The 16,016-nt window shown below is 73.2% G+C and carries 15 protein-coding genes; 11 read left to right on the forward strand and 4 right to left on the reverse strand.

All coding sequences use genetic code 11. The features are described from left to right. The first annotated feature begins 195 nt into the window (after positions 1 to 195). Together WFI16_RS17980 and WFI16_RS17985 are read left to right on the forward strand one after the other, a co-directional pair. Entirely contained in the window at positions 196 to 744 is a 549-nt protein-coding gene (locus tag WFI16_RS17980) for a cupin domain-containing protein (RefSeq protein WP_419899219.1), read from the forward strand. Positions 745 to 899: 155 nt separating this feature from the next. Further along, positions 900 to 2,393: a M81 family metallopeptidase gene (locus WFI16_RS17985; RefSeq protein ID WP_419899220.1), complete on the forward strand. Its 1,494-nt coding sequence runs from the start codon at positions 900 to 902 to the stop codon at positions 2,391 to 2,393. Between the two features lie 87 nt (positions 2,394 to 2,480). Here the strand turns inward: WFI16_RS17985 and WFI16_RS17990 are convergent, their stop codons facing one another. Together WFI16_RS17990 and WFI16_RS17995 are read right to left on the reverse strand one after the other, a co-directional pair. Beyond that, positions 2,481 to 2,771, reverse strand: a complete 291-nt coding sequence (locus WFI16_RS17990; protein WP_419899221.1) for a hypothetical protein — start codon at positions 2,769 to 2,771, stop codon at positions 2,481 to 2,483. 68 nt (positions 2,772 to 2,839) lie between these two features. Next, positions 2,840 to 3,616: an IclR family transcriptional regulator gene (locus tag WFI16_RS17995; protein ID WP_419899222.1), complete on the reverse strand. Its 777-nt coding sequence runs from the start codon at positions 3,614 to 3,616 to the stop codon at positions 2,840 to 2,842. A gap of 168 nt (positions 3,617 to 3,784) precedes the next feature. Here WFI16_RS17995 and WFI16_RS18000 point away from each other — a divergent pair, with 168 nt between their 5' ends. Genes WFI16_RS18000 through WFI16_RS18025 form a run of 6 tightly spaced genes read left to right on the forward strand, consistent with a single transcriptional unit; the run spans position 3,785 to position 10,320 of the window. Beyond that, positions 3,785 to 5,125: an aspartate aminotransferase family protein gene (locus tag WFI16_RS18000; RefSeq protein WP_419899223.1), complete on the forward strand. Its 1,341-nt coding sequence runs from the start codon at positions 3,785 to 3,787 to the stop codon at positions 5,123 to 5,125. A 32-nt stretch (positions 5,126 to 5,157) separates the two neighbouring features. Further along, positions 5,158 to 6,237: an ABC transporter substrate-binding protein gene (locus WFI16_RS18005; protein ID WP_419899224.1), complete on the forward strand. Its 1,080-nt coding sequence runs from the start codon at positions 5,158 to 5,160 to the stop codon at positions 6,235 to 6,237. A gap of 1 nt (position 6,238) precedes the next feature. Further along, a complete protein-coding gene (locus WFI16_RS18010) occupies positions 6,239 to 7,291 on the forward strand; it encodes an ABC transporter ATP-binding protein (RefSeq protein ID WP_419899225.1) in 1,053 nt (350 codons plus the stop codon). After that, complete coding sequence (locus WFI16_RS18015; RefSeq protein WP_419899226.1) at positions 7,272 to 8,186, forward strand: ABC transporter permease; 915 nt, start codon at positions 7,272 to 7,274, stop codon at positions 8,184 to 8,186. Before WFI16_RS18010 ends, WFI16_RS18015 begins: the two co-directional genes overlap by 20 nt. Further along, on the forward strand, positions 8,173 to 8,979 hold the full coding sequence (locus WFI16_RS18020) for an ABC transporter permease (protein ID WP_419899227.1): 807 nt from the start codon (positions 8,173 to 8,175) through the stop codon (positions 8,977 to 8,979). The genes WFI16_RS18015 and WFI16_RS18020 overlap by 14 nt, the downstream gene beginning before the upstream one ends. A 9-nt stretch (positions 8,980 to 8,988) precedes the next feature. After that, entirely contained in the window at positions 8,989 to 10,320 is a 1,332-nt protein-coding gene (locus WFI16_RS18025) for an NAD(P)/FAD-dependent oxidoreductase (protein ID WP_419899228.1), read from the forward strand. Between the two features lie 15 nt (positions 10,321 to 10,335). Here WFI16_RS18025 and WFI16_RS18030 read toward each other — a convergent pair whose 3' ends face one another. Continuing rightward, positions 10,336 to 12,801 (reverse strand): PAS domain-containing protein, encoded by a 2,466-nt coding sequence (locus WFI16_RS18030; protein ID WP_419899229.1) that lies wholly within the window; start codon positions 12,799 to 12,801, stop codon positions 10,336 to 10,338. A gap of 134 nt (positions 12,802 to 12,935) precedes the next feature. On the opposite strand from WFI16_RS18030, the gene WFI16_RS18035 reads away from it, so the two are divergent. Next, the gene (locus WFI16_RS18035) at positions 12,936 to 13,124 is read left to right on the forward strand and encodes a hypothetical protein (RefSeq protein ID WP_419899230.1); all 189 of its coding nucleotides are present in this window, start codon (positions 12,936 to 12,938) and stop codon (positions 13,122 to 13,124) included. Positions 13,125 to 13,149: 25 nt separating this feature from the next. On the opposite strand, the gene WFI16_RS18040 is transcribed toward WFI16_RS18035, so the two are convergent. After that, a complete protein-coding gene (locus WFI16_RS18040) occupies positions 13,150 to 13,410 on the reverse strand; it encodes a hypothetical protein (RefSeq protein ID WP_419899231.1) in 261 nt (86 codons plus the stop codon). A gap of 215 nt (positions 13,411 to 13,625) precedes the next feature. On the opposite strand from WFI16_RS18040, the gene WFI16_RS18045 reads away from it, so the two are divergent. Together WFI16_RS18045 and WFI16_RS18050 are read left to right on the forward strand one after the other, a co-directional pair. Next, positions 13,626 to 14,621 carry a Bug family tripartite tricarboxylate transporter substrate binding protein gene (locus WFI16_RS18045; protein WP_419899232.1) on the forward strand — a complete coding sequence of 332 codons (996 nt, stop codon included), beginning with the start codon at positions 13,626 to 13,628 and terminating at the stop codon, positions 14,619 to 14,621. Between the two features lie 156 nt (positions 14,622 to 14,777). Continuing rightward, positions 14,778 to 15,974, forward strand: a complete 1,197-nt coding sequence (locus WFI16_RS18050) for a Zn-dependent hydrolase (protein ID WP_419899233.1) — start codon at positions 14,778 to 14,780, stop codon at positions 15,972 to 15,974. Positions 15,975 to 16,016: the final 42 nt, after the last annotated feature.

Below are 16,016 nucleotides of genomic sequence, written 5' to 3' on the forward strand. Positions count from 1 at the left end.
GCGCGGCGCTTGCCGGCAGTCTGGCAGAGTTTCCGCGCCGCAGGGCGGCCGCGGGCCGGGTTGGTCAGAATACTCAACACCCGCGCGCCGCCACGGCCCCGCCGCTGCTGGCCTGGCCGGGGCGGGGGGAGGGGCCTTGTCGAGCATTCTGACCGGCGCCACCCTGGCCGGGGCAGAGCGGCAGGAGGGGCGGGCATGGCCATGGTGGGGGCGAAACTGCGGGCGCTGCGGCAGCGCCGCGGGCTCGGCATGCGGGAGCTGGCGCTGCGCTCGGGGGTGTCGCATTCGGCCATCTCGCTGATCGAGCGCGAGCGGATGAGCCCCTCGGTGGACACGCTGGGCGCCATCCTGGCCGCGCTCGGCGCCACCCTCTCCTCCTTCTTCGCCGATCTGGAGAGCGGCTTGCCCAGCCGGCCCTTCTACAAGGCCGAGGAACTGGCCGAGATCGGCCGCGCCGACCGGATCTCCTACCGGCTGGTCGGCATGGACTATCCCAACCGCCGCATGCTGATGCTGGCCGAGCGCTACGCGCCCGGCGCCGAGACGGAGCTGATGATCGCGCACAATGCCGAGGAGGCCGGCATCGTCACCCGCGGCGCGGTGGAGGTGACGGTGGAGGGCCGCAGCCAGGTGCTGCGCCAGGGCGACGCCTATTATTTCGACAGCCGCCTGCCGCACAGCTTCCGCAATGCCGATCCCGGCATCAGCGAGATCGTCAGCGCCATCACCCCGCCCACCTACTAGCGCGCCGCCGTGCCCCGCCGCGGTGGCGGGATGGGCAGGATACTGGCCAGCGCCGCCGCCCCGGCTTGCGCGGCGCGGCGGGCCGGGCTGTCCTGCCGCACCGGAACGATCCCGGCGCGGCAGGGCCGATGCGGGACAGGAAGCGGAGACGGGTCATGGGCAGAAGACGGATCCTGGCAGGCGGCATCGCGCAGGAATCGCACAGCTTCAACCCGGTGCCGACGCGGCGGGAGCGCTTCAACATCCAGTCCGGCGCCGCCGCCATCGCCGGCGCGCGGGGCAGCAACTCCCTGCTCGGCGGCATCCTGGACGCCGCCGCCGAGGCGGAGGCCGAGGTCATCGTGCCGACGCTCTACCGCGCCCAGTCCGGCGGGCCGGTGGATGACGCGGTCTTCGCCGAGATGCGCGACATCCTCTGCGACGCGGCGCGGCGCGGCGATTTCGACGCCATCGTGCTGCCGCTGCATGGCGGCATGCTGACGCCGACGCTGCACGACCCGGAGGGCGCGCTGATGACGGCGCTGCGCGCCATCACCGGCCCGGAGCTGCCGATGACGGCGGCCTTCGACCTGCACGCCCATGTCACGCCGGAGATCCTCGACACCTGCGACCTGCTGGCCGGCTACCTGACCAATCCGCATGGCGACCAGGGGGCCACCGGCCGCCGCGCCACCCGCGCCGCGCTCGACATCCTGGCCGGCCGGCTGCGCCCCGCCCTCTCTGCCGTGCACCTGCCGATGCTGACGCTCGGCCATGACCGCACCGACGAGGCGCCGCTGCAGGGCCTGCAGGCGCGCGCGCGGGCGGCGGTGCAGAACGGCGCCGCCTATGACGTCTCGATCTTCAACGCGCAGCAGTTCCTCGACGTGCCGGGGCTGGGGCAATGGGTGCTCGCCTATGGCGACGGCGCCGCGCCGGACGCGCTGGCGCTGGAGCTGGCGCGCAGCCTGTGGGAGCAGCGCCGGGCACTGATCGGCACCTACCCTTCGCTGGACTCCTGCCTCGACCGGGCGGAGCGGGGCACGCCGCGGCCGCTGATCCTGGGCGACCAGGGCGACCGGGTGGCCGGCGGCGGCCCGGGCGACAGCACCCATGTCCTGCGCGCCTTGCTGGCGCGGCCGCAGCTGCCGCCCTCCGTCGTGCCGCTGACCGACCCGGAGGCGGTGCGCGCCTGCCACGCCGCCGGCCAGGGCGCCCGCGTCACCCTGACGATCGGCGGCCGCCATTCCACCGTGGCGCCGCCGCTGCCGGTCACCGGCGAGGTGCTGGGCCTCGGCACCGAGGCGCAGGTCACCTATGACGGCCCGGCCGATGCCGGCTACCGGACCCGGCTCGGCGGCTATGCCCTGCTCGGCCTCGGCAATGTGCAGGTGCTGCTGACCGACCAGCCCTATTCCTATCTCGATCCCGATTATTTCCGCGCCATGGGGGTGGACCTGGCGCGGATGGGCGTGGTGGTCACCCGCTCCGGCTATCATTTCACCCTGAACTTCGCGGCGACCGGCGAGTGCATCACCGTCGACACGCCGGGGATGACCTCCTACCGGGTGCAGGAGCTGCCCTTCACCCTGGCCCGCCCCTTCTTCCCGCTGGACGAGATGCCGGGCTTCGTCCCCGCCCTGCACCGGCAGCGCCGCCAGGCGGGCTAGCCGCCCGGCGATCGAGCGGGCCGGCCGTGGCGCGGTCGCGCAGCCCCTGGGGTGAGGCTGCGCGCCGGCGCCAACCGGCCATCGGCATCAGTAGCCGTGGCGCGGCGGCGGCCCGCGGCGCGGCCCGACCCAGACGCGCTGGCAGACCTCGCGCGGCACGCGGACGTGCCGGCCATGGCGGTCGCGCCGCGTCACCATCACCCGGCGGCAGCGGTTGACATAGCGCACTTCCTGCACGCCGCCCGCCTCGCTGGCGGCCGCCGGCAGCGTCATGATCCTGGCCGTCGCGGCCTGGGCCGCGGGCGCCGCCGCCATCCCGGCGACGCCGAGCAGCGCCGCCGTCAGGCTCGTCGCCAGGGTTCTCGTCCATCGCTGCATCGCCATCCTCCTTCATGGGGCTGCGGCGGTAACGCGCGGCGGGCCGGGCCGGATCGCCGGCGCCCTGTTCACGACAGCTTGGCCGCGCCGAGCGCGGCGCCCACCCGGGCCAGCATGGCGAGCAGCGGCGCGCCCACCGCCTCCAGCCGCGCCGTCTCCACCGCGAAGCCGATGGCCGAGCAGCTGAAGCTGTAGATCGCGCCGTCGCGCGGATCGATGAAGGGCGCGCCGATGGCGGCGACATCGGCGCGCAGCTGGCCGGCGACGATGCAGAAGCCGGAGGCCTCGAGCTGCGCGAAGGAGGCGGCGAGGGCCGCCTGCTGCGCTGGCCAGCGCGCCGGCTCCTGCGCCGCCAGCCGCTGCAGCAGCGCCGCGCGCCGGGCCTCGGGCATGGCGAAGAGCGCGGCATGGCCGAGCGCGGTGCGCGCCATCGGCAGCCGCGCGCCGCGCTCGCGCGCCACCACCACCTGGCCCGGCGTCTGCGCCAATTCGAAATGCAGCATCTCCTCGCCGACCGGCATGGCGAGATCCACCGGCAGGCCCACCGCCTCGCTGAGCGCGCGCATCAGCGGCGCCGCGACGCCGCGCAGGTCGAGCCGCGCCAGCCGCGCCAGCCCGAGCCGCAGCGCCGCCGGGCCGAGCTGCCAGCCGCCGCCCTCGACCCGCTCCAGATAGCCGAGCGCCGCCAGGCTGAGCGCCAGCCGCGACAGGGTGGAGCGCGTCAGCCCGAGCTGCTGCGCCAGCACCAGGCCGGGCAGCGGGCGCGGCGCCGCGGCCACCGCCTCCAGGATCTGGAAGCTCTTCTGCACGGCGGTGGGAATCGGGGGGGCGTCGGGCGCGGTCATGCGCCGGGGTTTACGCGGGTCGCGGCCTGGCGCAAATCCCGTATTTTGGGAAGTGATCCCGCATATTGACACCGTTGCGGAATCGGCCTGTGCTGGCGCCAAGCACGAGGGAGGCGCCGGACCGGCAGCCATCCCCGGGGGAAACGCCCGGAAGGGGAGGGGAGCGCCATGAGCCGCATCCTGCATCGCAGCCTGCGCAACGAACCGCTGCTGGCCGTCTCGGGCCGTGGCCTGATGGTCCACGGCAGAACCATGGGGGGAGCGACCGGCGAACCGGTGATCGACGCCTCGGGCGGCGCCGCCGTCGCCTGCCTCGGCCATGGCGACGAGCGGGTGGTCGAGGCGATCACCGCCCAGGCGCGGCAGATCGCCTATGCCCACACCGTCTTCTTCACCTGCCAGGCGGCCGAGGACCTGGCCGAGCTGCTGGTCGGCCATGCGCCGGGTGGGCTGACCCATGCCTATTTCGTCTCCTCCGGCTCGGAGGCGATGGAGGCGGCACTGAAGCTGGCGCGGCAGTATTTCCTGGAAGTCGGCCAGCCGAGCCGGCACCGCTTCATCGCGCGGCGGCAGAGTTATCACGGCAACACGCTGGGCGCGCTGGGCCTCGGCGGCAATTTCGCCCGGCGCGAGCCCTATGCGCCGATCCTGGCCGACTGCTTCAGCCATGTCTCGCCCTGCTTCGCCTATCGCTTCCAGGATGAAGGCGAGAGCGATGCCGATTATGTCGCGCGCCTGGCCGCCGAGCTGGAAGCCGAATTCCAGCGGCTGGGCCCGCAGAATGTCGCCGCCTTCGTCGCCGAGCCGATCGTCGGCGCCACCGCTGGCTGCGTGACCGCCTTGCCCGGCTATTTCCCGGCGATGCGCGCGGTCTGCGACCGGCATGGCGCGCTGCTGATCCTCGACGAGGTGATGTGCGGCATGGGCCGCAGCGGCACGCTGCATGCCTGGGAGCAGGAGGGCGTTTCTCCCGATATCCAGACCATCGCCAAGGGCCTCGGCGGCGGCTACCAGCCGATCGGCGCCATCCTGGCGCAGGGCCGCATCGTCGAGGCGCTGGCGGCGGGCTCGGGCGCCTTCAAGCACGGCCATACCTACCAGGCGCATCCGGTGGCCTGCGCCGCGGCGCTGGCGGTGCAGCGCATCATCCGCGACGACAACCTGCTGGCCAATGTCCAGGCGATGGGCGCGCGGCTGGAGGCGGCGCTGCAGGACCGCTTCGGCAACCACGCCCATGTCGGCGACATCCGCGGCCGCGGCCTGTTCTGGGCGCTGGAATTTGTCGAGGACCGCGGCAGCCGGAAGACCTTCGCGCCCGAGCGCAAGGTCAACGAGGCGGTGAAGGACGCCGCCATGGCGGCCGGCGTGATGATCTATCCGATGGGCGGCACCATCGACGGCCGCCAGGGCGACCATGTCATCGTCGCACCCCCCTATATCGCGCGGCCGGACGACATCGACGCGATCGTCGAGCGCCTCGGCCGCGCCGTCGATTCCGTGCTGGGCTGACAAAGCAACAGAAGAAGAAGGGAGGAGGCAGGATGCCTGTCATCACGCGTCGCGGCCTGCTGCAGACCGGCGGCATGGCGATCTCCGGTCTGACGATCTCCGGCCTGGCGATGCCGGCCTATGCCCAGGGCGCGCCGCCGCCCAAGCCCGACCGCATCGTCGTCAATGCCTCGGGCGGCGCCATGGCGAATTTCCTGCGCCGCGCCTATTTCGCCGATTTCGAGCGCGAGCACGGTATCCGCGTCATCGACACCTCGCCGGTCGATTTCGGCAAGCTGCGCGCCATGGTCAACAGCGGCAATCCGGAATGGACGGTGACCGAGATCGGCGGCCAGGACGCCGACCGCGCCCGCGAGATGAACCTGGTCGAGCCGATCGACACCGCGATCGTCGACCTGTCGAAATACCCGGCGATCGGCCGGCAGTCGCATATCTTCGTGGGCTCGGCCTATTCCACCGTGCTCGGCTACCGCAGCGACGTCTTCAAGGATGGCAGCCACCCGAAGGGCTGGGCCGAGTTCTGGGACGTGGCGCGCTTCCCCGGCGCCCGCTCGCTGCGCAACCATCCGGTCGACAACCTGGAATTCGCGCTGCTGGCCGATGGCGTACCGATGGACCAGCTCTATCCGCTCGACATGGACCGCGCCTTCCGCAAGCTCGACCAGATCCGCCCGCATATCGCGGTCTGGTGGAGCACCGGCGCGCAGCCGGCGCAGATGCTGGTCGACAAGGAGGTGGTGCTGGCCACCGGCTGGAACGGCCGCTTCTTCGAGCTGGCCAAGAAGAACGCGCCGGTCGGCTCGGAATTCCGCGGCGGCTCGCTGAAGAGCAGCGCCTGGGGCATCCCGCGCGGCACCCGCCACGCCTATTGGGGCCAGAAATTCCTGCAGACCATGACCAATCCGAAGCTGCAGGCGATCTATGCGACCGAGCTCTCCTATGCCGGGCTGCACCCGGACACGGTGAACTACGTGCCCGAGGAGCTGCGCCCGCTGCTGCCGACCGCGCCGGTCAACCTGGCGCAGCAGTTCTGGCTGGACGTCGCTTGGTGGACCGAGAACGGCGCCCGCGCGCAGGAACGGTGGAACCGCTGGATGCTGCAGCGGGGCTGAGATGCAGCTCTCCGTCACCGGCATCGTCCGCCGCTTCGGCCCCGTCGCCGCCCTGGGGGGCGTCGATCTCGAGGTCGCCGAGGGCGAGTTCCTGACCATCCTCGGCCCCTCGGGATCGGGCAAGACCACGCTGCTGAAGGCGATCGCCGGCTTCGAGATTCCGGACGAGGGCGCGGTGCGGCTCGGCGGCCAGGATGTCACCCTGTCGCCGCCGCGCCGCCGCGAGGTCGGCATGGTGTTCCAGAACTACGCGCTGTTCCCGCACATGACCGTCGCGCAGAACATCGCCTTCCCGCTGGAGATGCGCCGCCGGCCGCGCGCCGAGGTGCGCGAGCGCGTCGCCGAGGCGCTGCGCCTGGTCGAGCTGGAGAGCTTCGGCGAGCGGCTGCCGCGGCAATTGTCGGGCGGCCAGCAGCAGCGCGTGGCGCTGGCCCGCGCCATCGTCTTCGGCCCGCGCCTGCTGCTGCTCGACGAGCCCTTCGGCGCGCTCGACCGCAAGCTGCGCGAATCGCTGCAGCTCGAGGTGCGGCGGCTGCAGCGCCGGCTGCAGCTGACCACCCTGTTCATCACCCATGACCAGGAGGAGGCGCTGATCATGTCCGACCGCATCGCGGTGATGGACCGGGGGCGCATCCAGCAGATCGGCCGGCCCGGCGAGCTCTATGCCCGCCCGGCCAGCCGCTTCGTCGCCGACTTCCTGGGCGAGTCCAACCTGCTGGAGGGCCGCGCGAAAAGCGGTGTCGCGGAGCTGGCGGGCTTCGGCGCGGTGGCGCTGCCGGCCGGCCAGCCGGACGGGCCGGTGACGCTGCTGCTGCGGCCGGAGGCGCTGCGGGTTGGCGAGGACACCGTGGCGCTGCCCTGCCGCGCCGGGGCGCAGGTGGTGGAGACGGTCTTCCTCGGCCAGTCGGCCAAGCTGCGGCTGCGGCTGGAGGGCGGCACCGAGCTGCTGGCGCGACTGCCGCTGCGCCCCTCCGACCCGCCGCCGCCGCCCGAGGGCAGCCCTGTCGCGCTGGGCTTCGCGCCGGAGGACCTGCATGTCGTCCCCCAGGGCTAGCGCCATGCCGGCCGCCGCCGCGGCGGCCGCGCTGCCGGCGGAAGGGCCCGGCGAGAACCGCCGGCGGATGGCGCGCCGGCGCGAGGCCGGGCTGCTGCTGCTCGGCCTGCCGGCCTTGCTGCTGCTGGCGCTGGTCTTCGCCTGGCCGGTGCTGCGGCTGCTCTCCCTCTCGGTCGAGGGCGGCACGCTCGAGCATTTCGAGAAGGCGGCGCTGGACGGGCTCTATGTCAGCGTGCTGCTCGACAGCCTGCGCATCGCGGCGCTGGTGACGGTGATCTGTCTGCTGCTCGCCTATCCGGTGGCCTTCTGGCTGTCGCGCGCCGGGCGGCTCGGCCTTGCCTTGGGCATGTTCGCGCTGCTGCTGCCCTTCTGGACCAGCGTGCTGGTGCGCACCTATGCCTGGATGGTGCTGCTCGGCCGCAACGGCATCATCAATCGGATGCTGCGTGACTGGGGCTGGATCGAGGCGCCGCTGCCCTTGCTGCACAACACCACCGGCGTGCTGATCGGCATGGTGCATGTGCTGCTGCCCTATATGGTGCTGCCGATCTATGCGGCGCTGCTGCGCGTCGATCCCGACCTGTCGCGCGCCGCCGAGGGCCTCGGCGCGCCGGCCTGGCGCAGCTTCCTGCGGGTCACCTTCCCGCTGTCGCTGCCCGGGGTCTCGGCCGGCTGCGCGCTGGTCTTCGTCCTCTCGCTGGGCTTCTTCATCACGCCGGCGCTGCTCGGCGGCGGCCATGTCATCATGATCTCGATGCTGATCGAGCAGCAGGTGCGCGAATTCCTCGAATGGCCCTTCGCCGCGGCGCTGTCGACCGTGCTGCTGCTGGCCACGCTCGCCATCTACGCGCTGATCGGCCGCCTGACCCGGGGGGCGCGCCATGCCACGCCATAGCAACCGCGCCGGCCGCCTGCTGCTCGGCAGCTTCGCTGGCCTGGTCTTCTTCTTCCTGCTGCTGCCGCTGCTGGTGGTCTTCCCGATCTCGCTGTCCTCGGCCGCCTATCTGCAGTTCCCGCCGCCGGGCTTCTCCTGGCAGTGGTACCAGCGCTACCTGGACGATCCCGGCTGGATCGAGGCGACCATCCGCAGCCTGCAGGTGGCCGCGCTCTGCACCGTGCTGGCCATGGGGCTCGGCGTGCCGCTGGCCTTCTTCCTGACCCGCTCGCGCCTGCTGGGCATCCGGCTGCTCGACCGGCTGACGGCGGCGCCGATCATCGTCCCGACCATCATTTTGTCGATCGCGCTGTATGGCGTCTTCGCCCGGCTGCAGCTGATCGGCGAATGGTATGGCGTCGCCATCGCCCATACCATCCTGGCGCTGCCCTTCGTCGTCATCCTGGTCGGCGCCGGGCTGCGCGGCTTCGACGCGGCGCAGGAACAGGCCGCCGCCGGGCTGGGCGCCGCCTGGCCCTGGATCATCTGGCGCGTCACCCTGCCGCAGTTGCGGCCCAGCCTGGTCTCCGCCGCTTTTCTGTCCTTTGTCAGCTCCTTCGACGAGCTGGTGCTGGCGATGTTCCTCTCCGGGGCGTCGATGACGCTGCCGAAGAAGATGTTCGACAACATCCTGATGGAGATCGACCCGACCATCGCGGCGGTCTCGGTGCTGCAGATCCTGCTGGTGGCCGTCGCGCTCGGCCTGACCAGCCTGTTCGGCCGCGGCGCCCTCACCACCACCATCACGCGCTGAGGCAATCGCATGGACCCCTCGCTTTTCCATCCCGACTTCAAGGCGCGGCCCTATTGGTGGGACGCGATCGACATGGGCGGCGACGACCCGGCCGACGCGCTGCCGGCGAAGGCGGATGTCGTCATCGTCGGCGGCGGGCTGACCGGGCTGAACTGCGCCATCGAGCTCGGCCGCGGCGGCGCCAAACCCCTGGTGCTGGATGCCGAGCCGCTGGGCTTCGGCGCCTCCACCCGCAATGGCGGCGGCGTCTCCGGCGGCAACAATGTCGGCAAGGGCCTCTCCGGCGCCAAGGGCCGGCAGAGCCCAGAGGAGATGCGCGACTGGCTGCGCGCCATCATGGGCGATGCCTCCGAGGGGCTGGCGCATATCGAGGCGCTGGTGCAGCGCGAGGGCATCGAGTGCCATTACGCGCGCACCGGCCGCTTCGTCGGCGCCTGGACGCCGAAGCATTATGCCGGCATGGCCGCCAAGATCGACGTGCTGAACGAGTTCGCTGCCGCCGACGCGCATATGCTGCCGCGCGAGCGCCAGCGCGAGGAGATCGCCTCCGACTATTATTACGGCGGCATGGTGGTGAACCGCACCGGCAAGATCCATCCGGGCCTCTACCATCGCGGGCTGATGGCGGCGGCGCGGCGGCATGGCGCGACGCTGCTCGGCCGGACCAAGGCGGGCGCGCTGACCCGCATCAGCGAGGGCTGGCGGGTCGAGACCTCGCGCGGCCCGGTCGAGGCGCGCGAGGTGGTGATCGCCACCAATGGCTATACCGGCTCGCTGACGCCGGATCTGCGGCGGCGGCTGATCCCGGTCGCCTCGCACATCATCGCCACCGAGGAGCTGGACCCGGCGCTGGCTGCCAGCCTGATCCCGAAGCAGCGCACGCTGGCCGACAGCCGCCGCATCCTGACCTACTACCGGATGTCGCCGGACAACCGCCGCGTCATCTTCGGCGGCCGCGCCCGCTTCACCCAGGTGACGCCCGAGGTCTCGGCGCCGATCCTGCACGCGATGATGCTGCAGCGCTGGCCGCAGCTGAAGGGCACCCGCATCACCCATGCCTGGACCGGCAATGTCGCCTTCGCCTTCGACTACCTGCCGCATATGGGGGTGACGCAGAAGGGGCTGCACTACGCCATGGCCTGCAACGGCGCCGGTGTCGCCATGCTCTCCTATCTCGGCGCCGAGCTCGGCAAGAAGCTGCTCGGCAAGAGCAACCGCATGCCGGTCTTCGACGGCCGCGACTTCCCGACCCGGCCGCTCTACACCGGCCAGCCCTGGATGCTGCCGATGGTCGGCAACTGGTACCGCTTCCGCGACTGGCTCGACCGCCGCGCCGCCTGAGCGGGCGCGCGCCGGCTACCGCTCGACCGCGGCGAAGGCGCGGTCCAGCGCCGCGGCCAGCTCGTCGAGGTGGTAGGGCTTGCGCAGCACCTCGGCGGCGGCCGGGCCGTCATGCTCGGCCAGCACCTCGCTGTAGCCTGAGGCCAGCAGCAGGGCGAGGCGCGGATGCGTCTGCCGCAGCCGCGCCGCCAGCTGCAGCCCGTCCATCTCGCCCGGCATCACCACGTCGGAGAACACCGCGTCGATCGCGGGCTCCGCCGCCACCATCGCCAGCGCGGCGGCGGCGTCGCCGGCGCGGCGCGTCGCATAGCCTAGCCCCTGCAGCAGCGAGGCGGCGAAATGCGCGACATCGTCATTGTCGTCGACCACCAGCACGGTGCGGCCGGCACGGCGGGCGATCGCGGCGCCGCTGCTTTCCGCCGGCGCCGCCGGCACGGGCGCGGCGACGGCATGCCCGGCGCGCGGCAGGTGCAGCGTCACCACCGTGCCCGCGCCGGGATGGCTCTCGATCTGCACGTCGCCGCCGGATTGCAGCACGAAGCCATGCACCTGGGCGAGGCCGAGCCCGGTGCCCTTGGCCGGGCCCTTGGTGGTGAAGAAGGGCTCGAAGACGCGCGCCAGCACGGCGGGCGGCATGCCCTTCCCGTCGTCGCGGACCGAGACGAAGACATAGTCGCCCGCCGCGTGCTGCGCGTCGCGGTCGAGCGTCGCATTGCCGGTGGTCAGCAGCAGCCGGCCGCCTTCCGGCAGCATGGCGTCGCGCGCATTGGCGGCCAGGTTCAGCAGCGCCGCCTCCAGCCGGCTCGGATCGGCCATCACCGGCCAGAGGCCGGGCAGCAGGTCGGTCTCGATGCGGATGCGCGGCCCCAGCGTGCTGCGCAGCAGATGCGCCATGCCGGCGATGCGGGCGTTCAGGTCGAAGGCCTCGGGCTGCAGCGCCTGGCGGCGGGCGAAGGCCAGCAGCCGCCCGGTCAGCTCGCGCGCATTCTCCGCCGCCTTGCCCATGCCCTCCAGCACGGCGGCGCGCTGCGCCTCGCGCAGCGCCGGCATCGCCAGCAGCGAGACGCCGCTCGCCACCACCTGCAGGATGTTGTTGAAGTCGTGCGCGATGCCGCCGGTCAGCTGGCCGATCGCCTGCAGCTTCTCGCCCTGGCGCAGCGCCTCCTCGGCGCGGCGGCGCTCCTCCACCTCGCGCAGCAGGGCGGCGGTGCGCGCCTCGACCAGCCGCTCCAGTTCCTCGCGGTGCCGGCGCAGCGCCTGCTCGGCCTCGCGCCGCCGCTCCTCGACGGCGCGCCGCTCCTCGACGTCGAGCAGCACGCCGGGGAAGCGCCGCGCCACCCCGTCGGCGCCGCGCTCGACATGGCCGCTGGCCTCGATCCAGCGGTAGCCCTCGCCGCGGCGGACGCGGTACTGCTCGCTGTAGCGGCCGCCCTGCTGCATGGCGCGCTCGATCGCCTCGTTCACCCCGGCGCGGTCGGCCGGATGGATCGCCGCGGTGACGGCGCGGAGCGGCAGGCCGGCGCGGCCCTCCGCCGGGTCCAGGCCGAAGACCTGGCAGAAGCGCTCATCGGCGGTGAAGCGGTCGGCGGCGATGTCCCAGACCCAGGTGCCGATGATGGCGCCGGCATCGAGCGCCAGCTGCACGCGCTCGGCCTGCAGCTTCAGCGCGGCCTCGGTGGCGCGGGCATCGGTGACGTCGCGCGTGGTGCCGGCCACCGCCTCGACCTCGCCGCTGTCGCCGATCACCGGCACCAGGATGTATTCGTAGATGCGCAGGCCGAAGGCGCCGTTGAAGGGCACCTCGCCGCGCACCGTCTGGCGGGTGGCGATGACCTGCTCGATCTCGCGGTCATGCATCGCCGCGTGCCAGTCGGGATAGCCGAGCTCGAGGCAGTTGCGGCCGATCGCCTCGTCCCAGCTGCGCCCCCACATCTGCAGCAGCACCTTGTTGGCATAGACGAAGCGGTGGTCGAGGCCCCAGACATAGGCGAGGTCGGGGGTGTTGGTCAGGATCGCCTCGTAGAGGCGGCGCTGCCGCTCGGCGGTGGTCTGGCTCTCGGCCAGCAGCGTCTCGGCCCGCTTGCGCTCGGTGATGTCGCTGGCGGTGCCGAGCCATTCGATCACCGCGCCGGCCGCGTCCAGCACCGGCACGGCGCGCGACAGCGTCCAGCCGGTGCTGCCATCGGCGCGGATCACCCGGTGCTCCAGCTCGAAGGCGCGCCCGTCGCGCAGCGCCGCCGCGATCGCCGCGCGCACCCGCGGCTGGTCCTCGGGCAGCAGGTATTTCTCCAGCCAGGCGGCATTCGGGCTGTCGGTGTCGGCGATGAAGGCGCGGCCCTGCAGCTGGCGCAGCTCGCGCCAGTCGGGGCTCATCCGGTAGACGGCGTCGGAGCTGGCGCTGATCAGCGCGCGCAGCCGCGCCTCGCTCTCATGCGGCGCGGGGGCAGGGGGGGAGGAGGGGGCGTTGAGGTCGGCTGACACGTCCGATACGATCCCGCGGCGGGGTCCCTGGGGCGGGACCGCGCCGGCCAGCACTAGCATCGGCCGCGCCCTGGCGGAATGCGGGGCATTGGTTCCCTCGCCGCGCCGCCGCCCGCCTGTCCCCGGAGACCGCCATGCCTGGCCTGCGCCGCCTGATCCTGCTGCCGCTGCTCGCCGGGCTGGCGGCCTGCGCCGGGGTCTCGACCCGCAGCCTGGAGGAGACGCCCGGCCCCGCCATCGCCGGCGAGGGCGGCGACCCGGCCGGGCGGCCGCATCGCGGCAGCCCGCGCAGCCTGCAGGAGAGCCTGTTCTTCCGCTTCTAGCGCCGCAGGCGCTGGCCCGGCGGGCTCAGCCGCGCCGGCCGCCGCGCCTCTCGCCCGCCTGGCGCCGCAGCGCCCGCCCGACCAGCAGGCAGCCGAGCAGGCTGGCCGCCGAGAGGCCGAGCAGCAGGTGCTGCGGCTGCAGCGCGGCCAGCGGCCCCTCGGCCGGCAGCATCGCGTGCAGGCGGCCATGCGGGCTGACCGTGGCGGAGAGGAACAGGGCGGCCAGCGTCAGCGTCCAGAGCAGGACGCTGGCGCCGCGCAGGAGCATCGTCTTCCGGTCCCGCATCGGGCGCCTCCAGACCGGCGCCGCCGCGGGCCGGTGGGGAGCACATAGCCGGCGCGGCGCGCCCCGCCCATCCTTCAAAGATGTTGATGCGCGAGACGAACGGTCGGCCGCCGCCGCCACCGCGCCGCAGGCCCTTGCCGGCCCGGCCCGCCGGGGCTCAACTGGCGGGCAAGAGCGGCGCCCGCCGAGGCGCCGCCGCATCGAGGGAGAAGAGAATGTCCGACGCGATCGCGCGGCGCGGCCTGCTGGCCGGCGCTGCCCTGGCGCTGTCCGCCACAACGCTGGCGTCCCGGCGGCTGGCCGCCCAGGAAGCGAATTTCCCGACCCGGCCGGTGACGCTGATCAACGCCTATCCGCCCGGCGGCGTGACCGACACCGCGACCCGGGTCCTGGCCGAGCGGATGGGCCAGGTGCTGGGCCAGAACGTGGTGGTCGACAACCGCCCCGGCGGCGCCACCAGCCCGGCCAGCACGGCCGTCGCGACCGCCAAACCCGATGGCTACACCCTGCTGATGGGCTCGCCGACGCTGGCCATCAACCCGGCGCTGCAGCCCTCGCTGACCCCGCGGGCGCCGCAGAAGGAGCTGGTGGCCGTCGCCATGGGCTACCGCACGCCGATGGTGCTGCACCTGCACCCCTCGGTGCCGGCGAAGACGCTGCCCGAGTTCATCGCCTATGTCCGGGCGCATCCGGGGCAGGTCAATTACGGCTCCTCGGGCATCGGCGCGGTGAACCATCTCTGCATGGAACTGCTGCGCGCGCGGGCCGGGCTCGACATGGTGCATGTGCCCTATCGCGGCGGGGTGCAGGCGCTGCTCGACCTGCGCAGCGGCCGGGTGCAGGCGATGTTCTCGGCGGCGCTGGAGGCGGCGCCGCCGATCACCGAGGGGGTGACGCGCGGCCTGGCGGTCTCCTCGGCGCAGCGCCTGGCCCTGCTGCACGACCTGCCGCCGGTGGGCGAGACGCTGCCGGGCTATGACGTCGCCTTCTGGCAGGGGCTGTTCGCGCCGGCCGGCACCCCGGCGCCGGTGCTGGCGAAGCTGGAGGCGGCGATGCTGACGGCGACGCGCGACCCGGCGCTGGTGCAGCGGCTCGCCACCCAGGGCGTCGCCGTGGTGCCGGAGACCGGCGCGCAGCTGGCCGCCCTGCTGGCGCGCGACAGCGAGACCTGGTCGGCGCTGATCCGCGACGCCGGCATCCGGCCCGATTGAGCACGGCCGCCCGTTTTCCGGGCATGCCGGCGCCGCCGGCGGCGCGCGATGCGGCAGCGGCGTCGGCAGGCCGGCGCTTCGCTGGCCGCCAGCGGCTGTCCGGGTCGCGCCGCCCTGCCTATCCTGCGGTCCTGGCCCCAGAAGGATGACCGGCGGATGACCCTGGACACGGCGCGCTTCCTCGACGACCTCGACACGCTGCGCGGCATCGGCACCTATCGCAGCGGCGTGCACCGCCCGACCTTCGGGCCCGAGGACATGCAGACCCGCCACTGGCTGGCGGCGCAGCTCGAGGCCGCCGGGCTGGAGGCCACCATCGACGGCATCGGCAATGTCTTCGGCCGGCATCGCGGGCCCGGGCCGCACCTGCTGGCCGGCAGCCATCTGGAGACGCAGAACCAGGCCGGCTGGCTGGATGGCGTGCTGGGCGTGGTTGCCGCGCTCGAGCTGGCCCGCGCCGGGCTGCCGGTCGATGTCTGCGCCTATGCCGATGAGGAGGCGCATTGGGGCGATTTCATCGGCAGCCGCTCGCTGGTGGGCGAATTGACCGAGGCCGAGATCGACGCCGCCCGCAACCGCTTCACCGGCGAGGCGCTGCGGCCGAAGCTGGCCGAGGTCGGCCTGGCCGGCCGGCCGCGGCTGGCGCTCGACCCCGGGCGCTACCGGGGCGCGCTGGAGATGCATATCGAGCAGGGCACCCAGCTGGAGCAGGCCGGCCTGCGCATCGGCGTGGTCACCGGCATCGTCGGCATCCGCCAGTTCCGCATCGTGATCACCGGCCAGCAGGACCATACCGGCGGCACCACCATGCGCGAGCGGCGCGATGCCGGGCTGACCGCGGTGCGGCTGCTCGGCCTGCTCGATGCCGAGATGCCGCGCGCCGCGGCCGCGCGCAGCGTCTGGACCACCGGCCGCATCGCGCTGGAGCCGAACGCGCCGATGATCATCCCCGGCCGCGCCGAGATCGTCTTTTCCTTCCGCGACCTGTCGGACGCGGTGATGGACCGGATGGAGGCCTGCCTGCGCGCCGTGGTGCAGGAGAGCAACCGGCGCGAGCGCTGCCCCGCCGTGCTGGAGGAGATCGGCCGCTCCGCCCCGGCGCTGTCCGACCCGGCGATCGTCGCCGCCTTCGGGACGGCCGCGACAGAGCTCTGCCCCGGCGCCTGGCAGGCGATGCCGAGCGGCGCCATCCATGACAGCCAGATCCTGGCGCGGCGGCTGCCGGTCGGCATGCTCTTCGTGCCCTCGATCGGCGGCATCAGCCACCACTGGACCGAGGACACCCGGCGCGAGGACCTGGTGCTGGGCATGCAGGTGCTGCACGCGGCGGCGCGCCGCCTGCTGGCCGGCTGAGGCGGCGGGCTGGCGGCGCGGCCAGGCCCACGCCTGACCTGG

Source organism: Roseomonas sp. USHLN139 (assembly GCF_037145735.1).
Classification (GTDB): domain Bacteria; phylum Pseudomonadota; class Alphaproteobacteria; order Acetobacterales; family Acetobacteraceae; genus Pseudoroseomonas.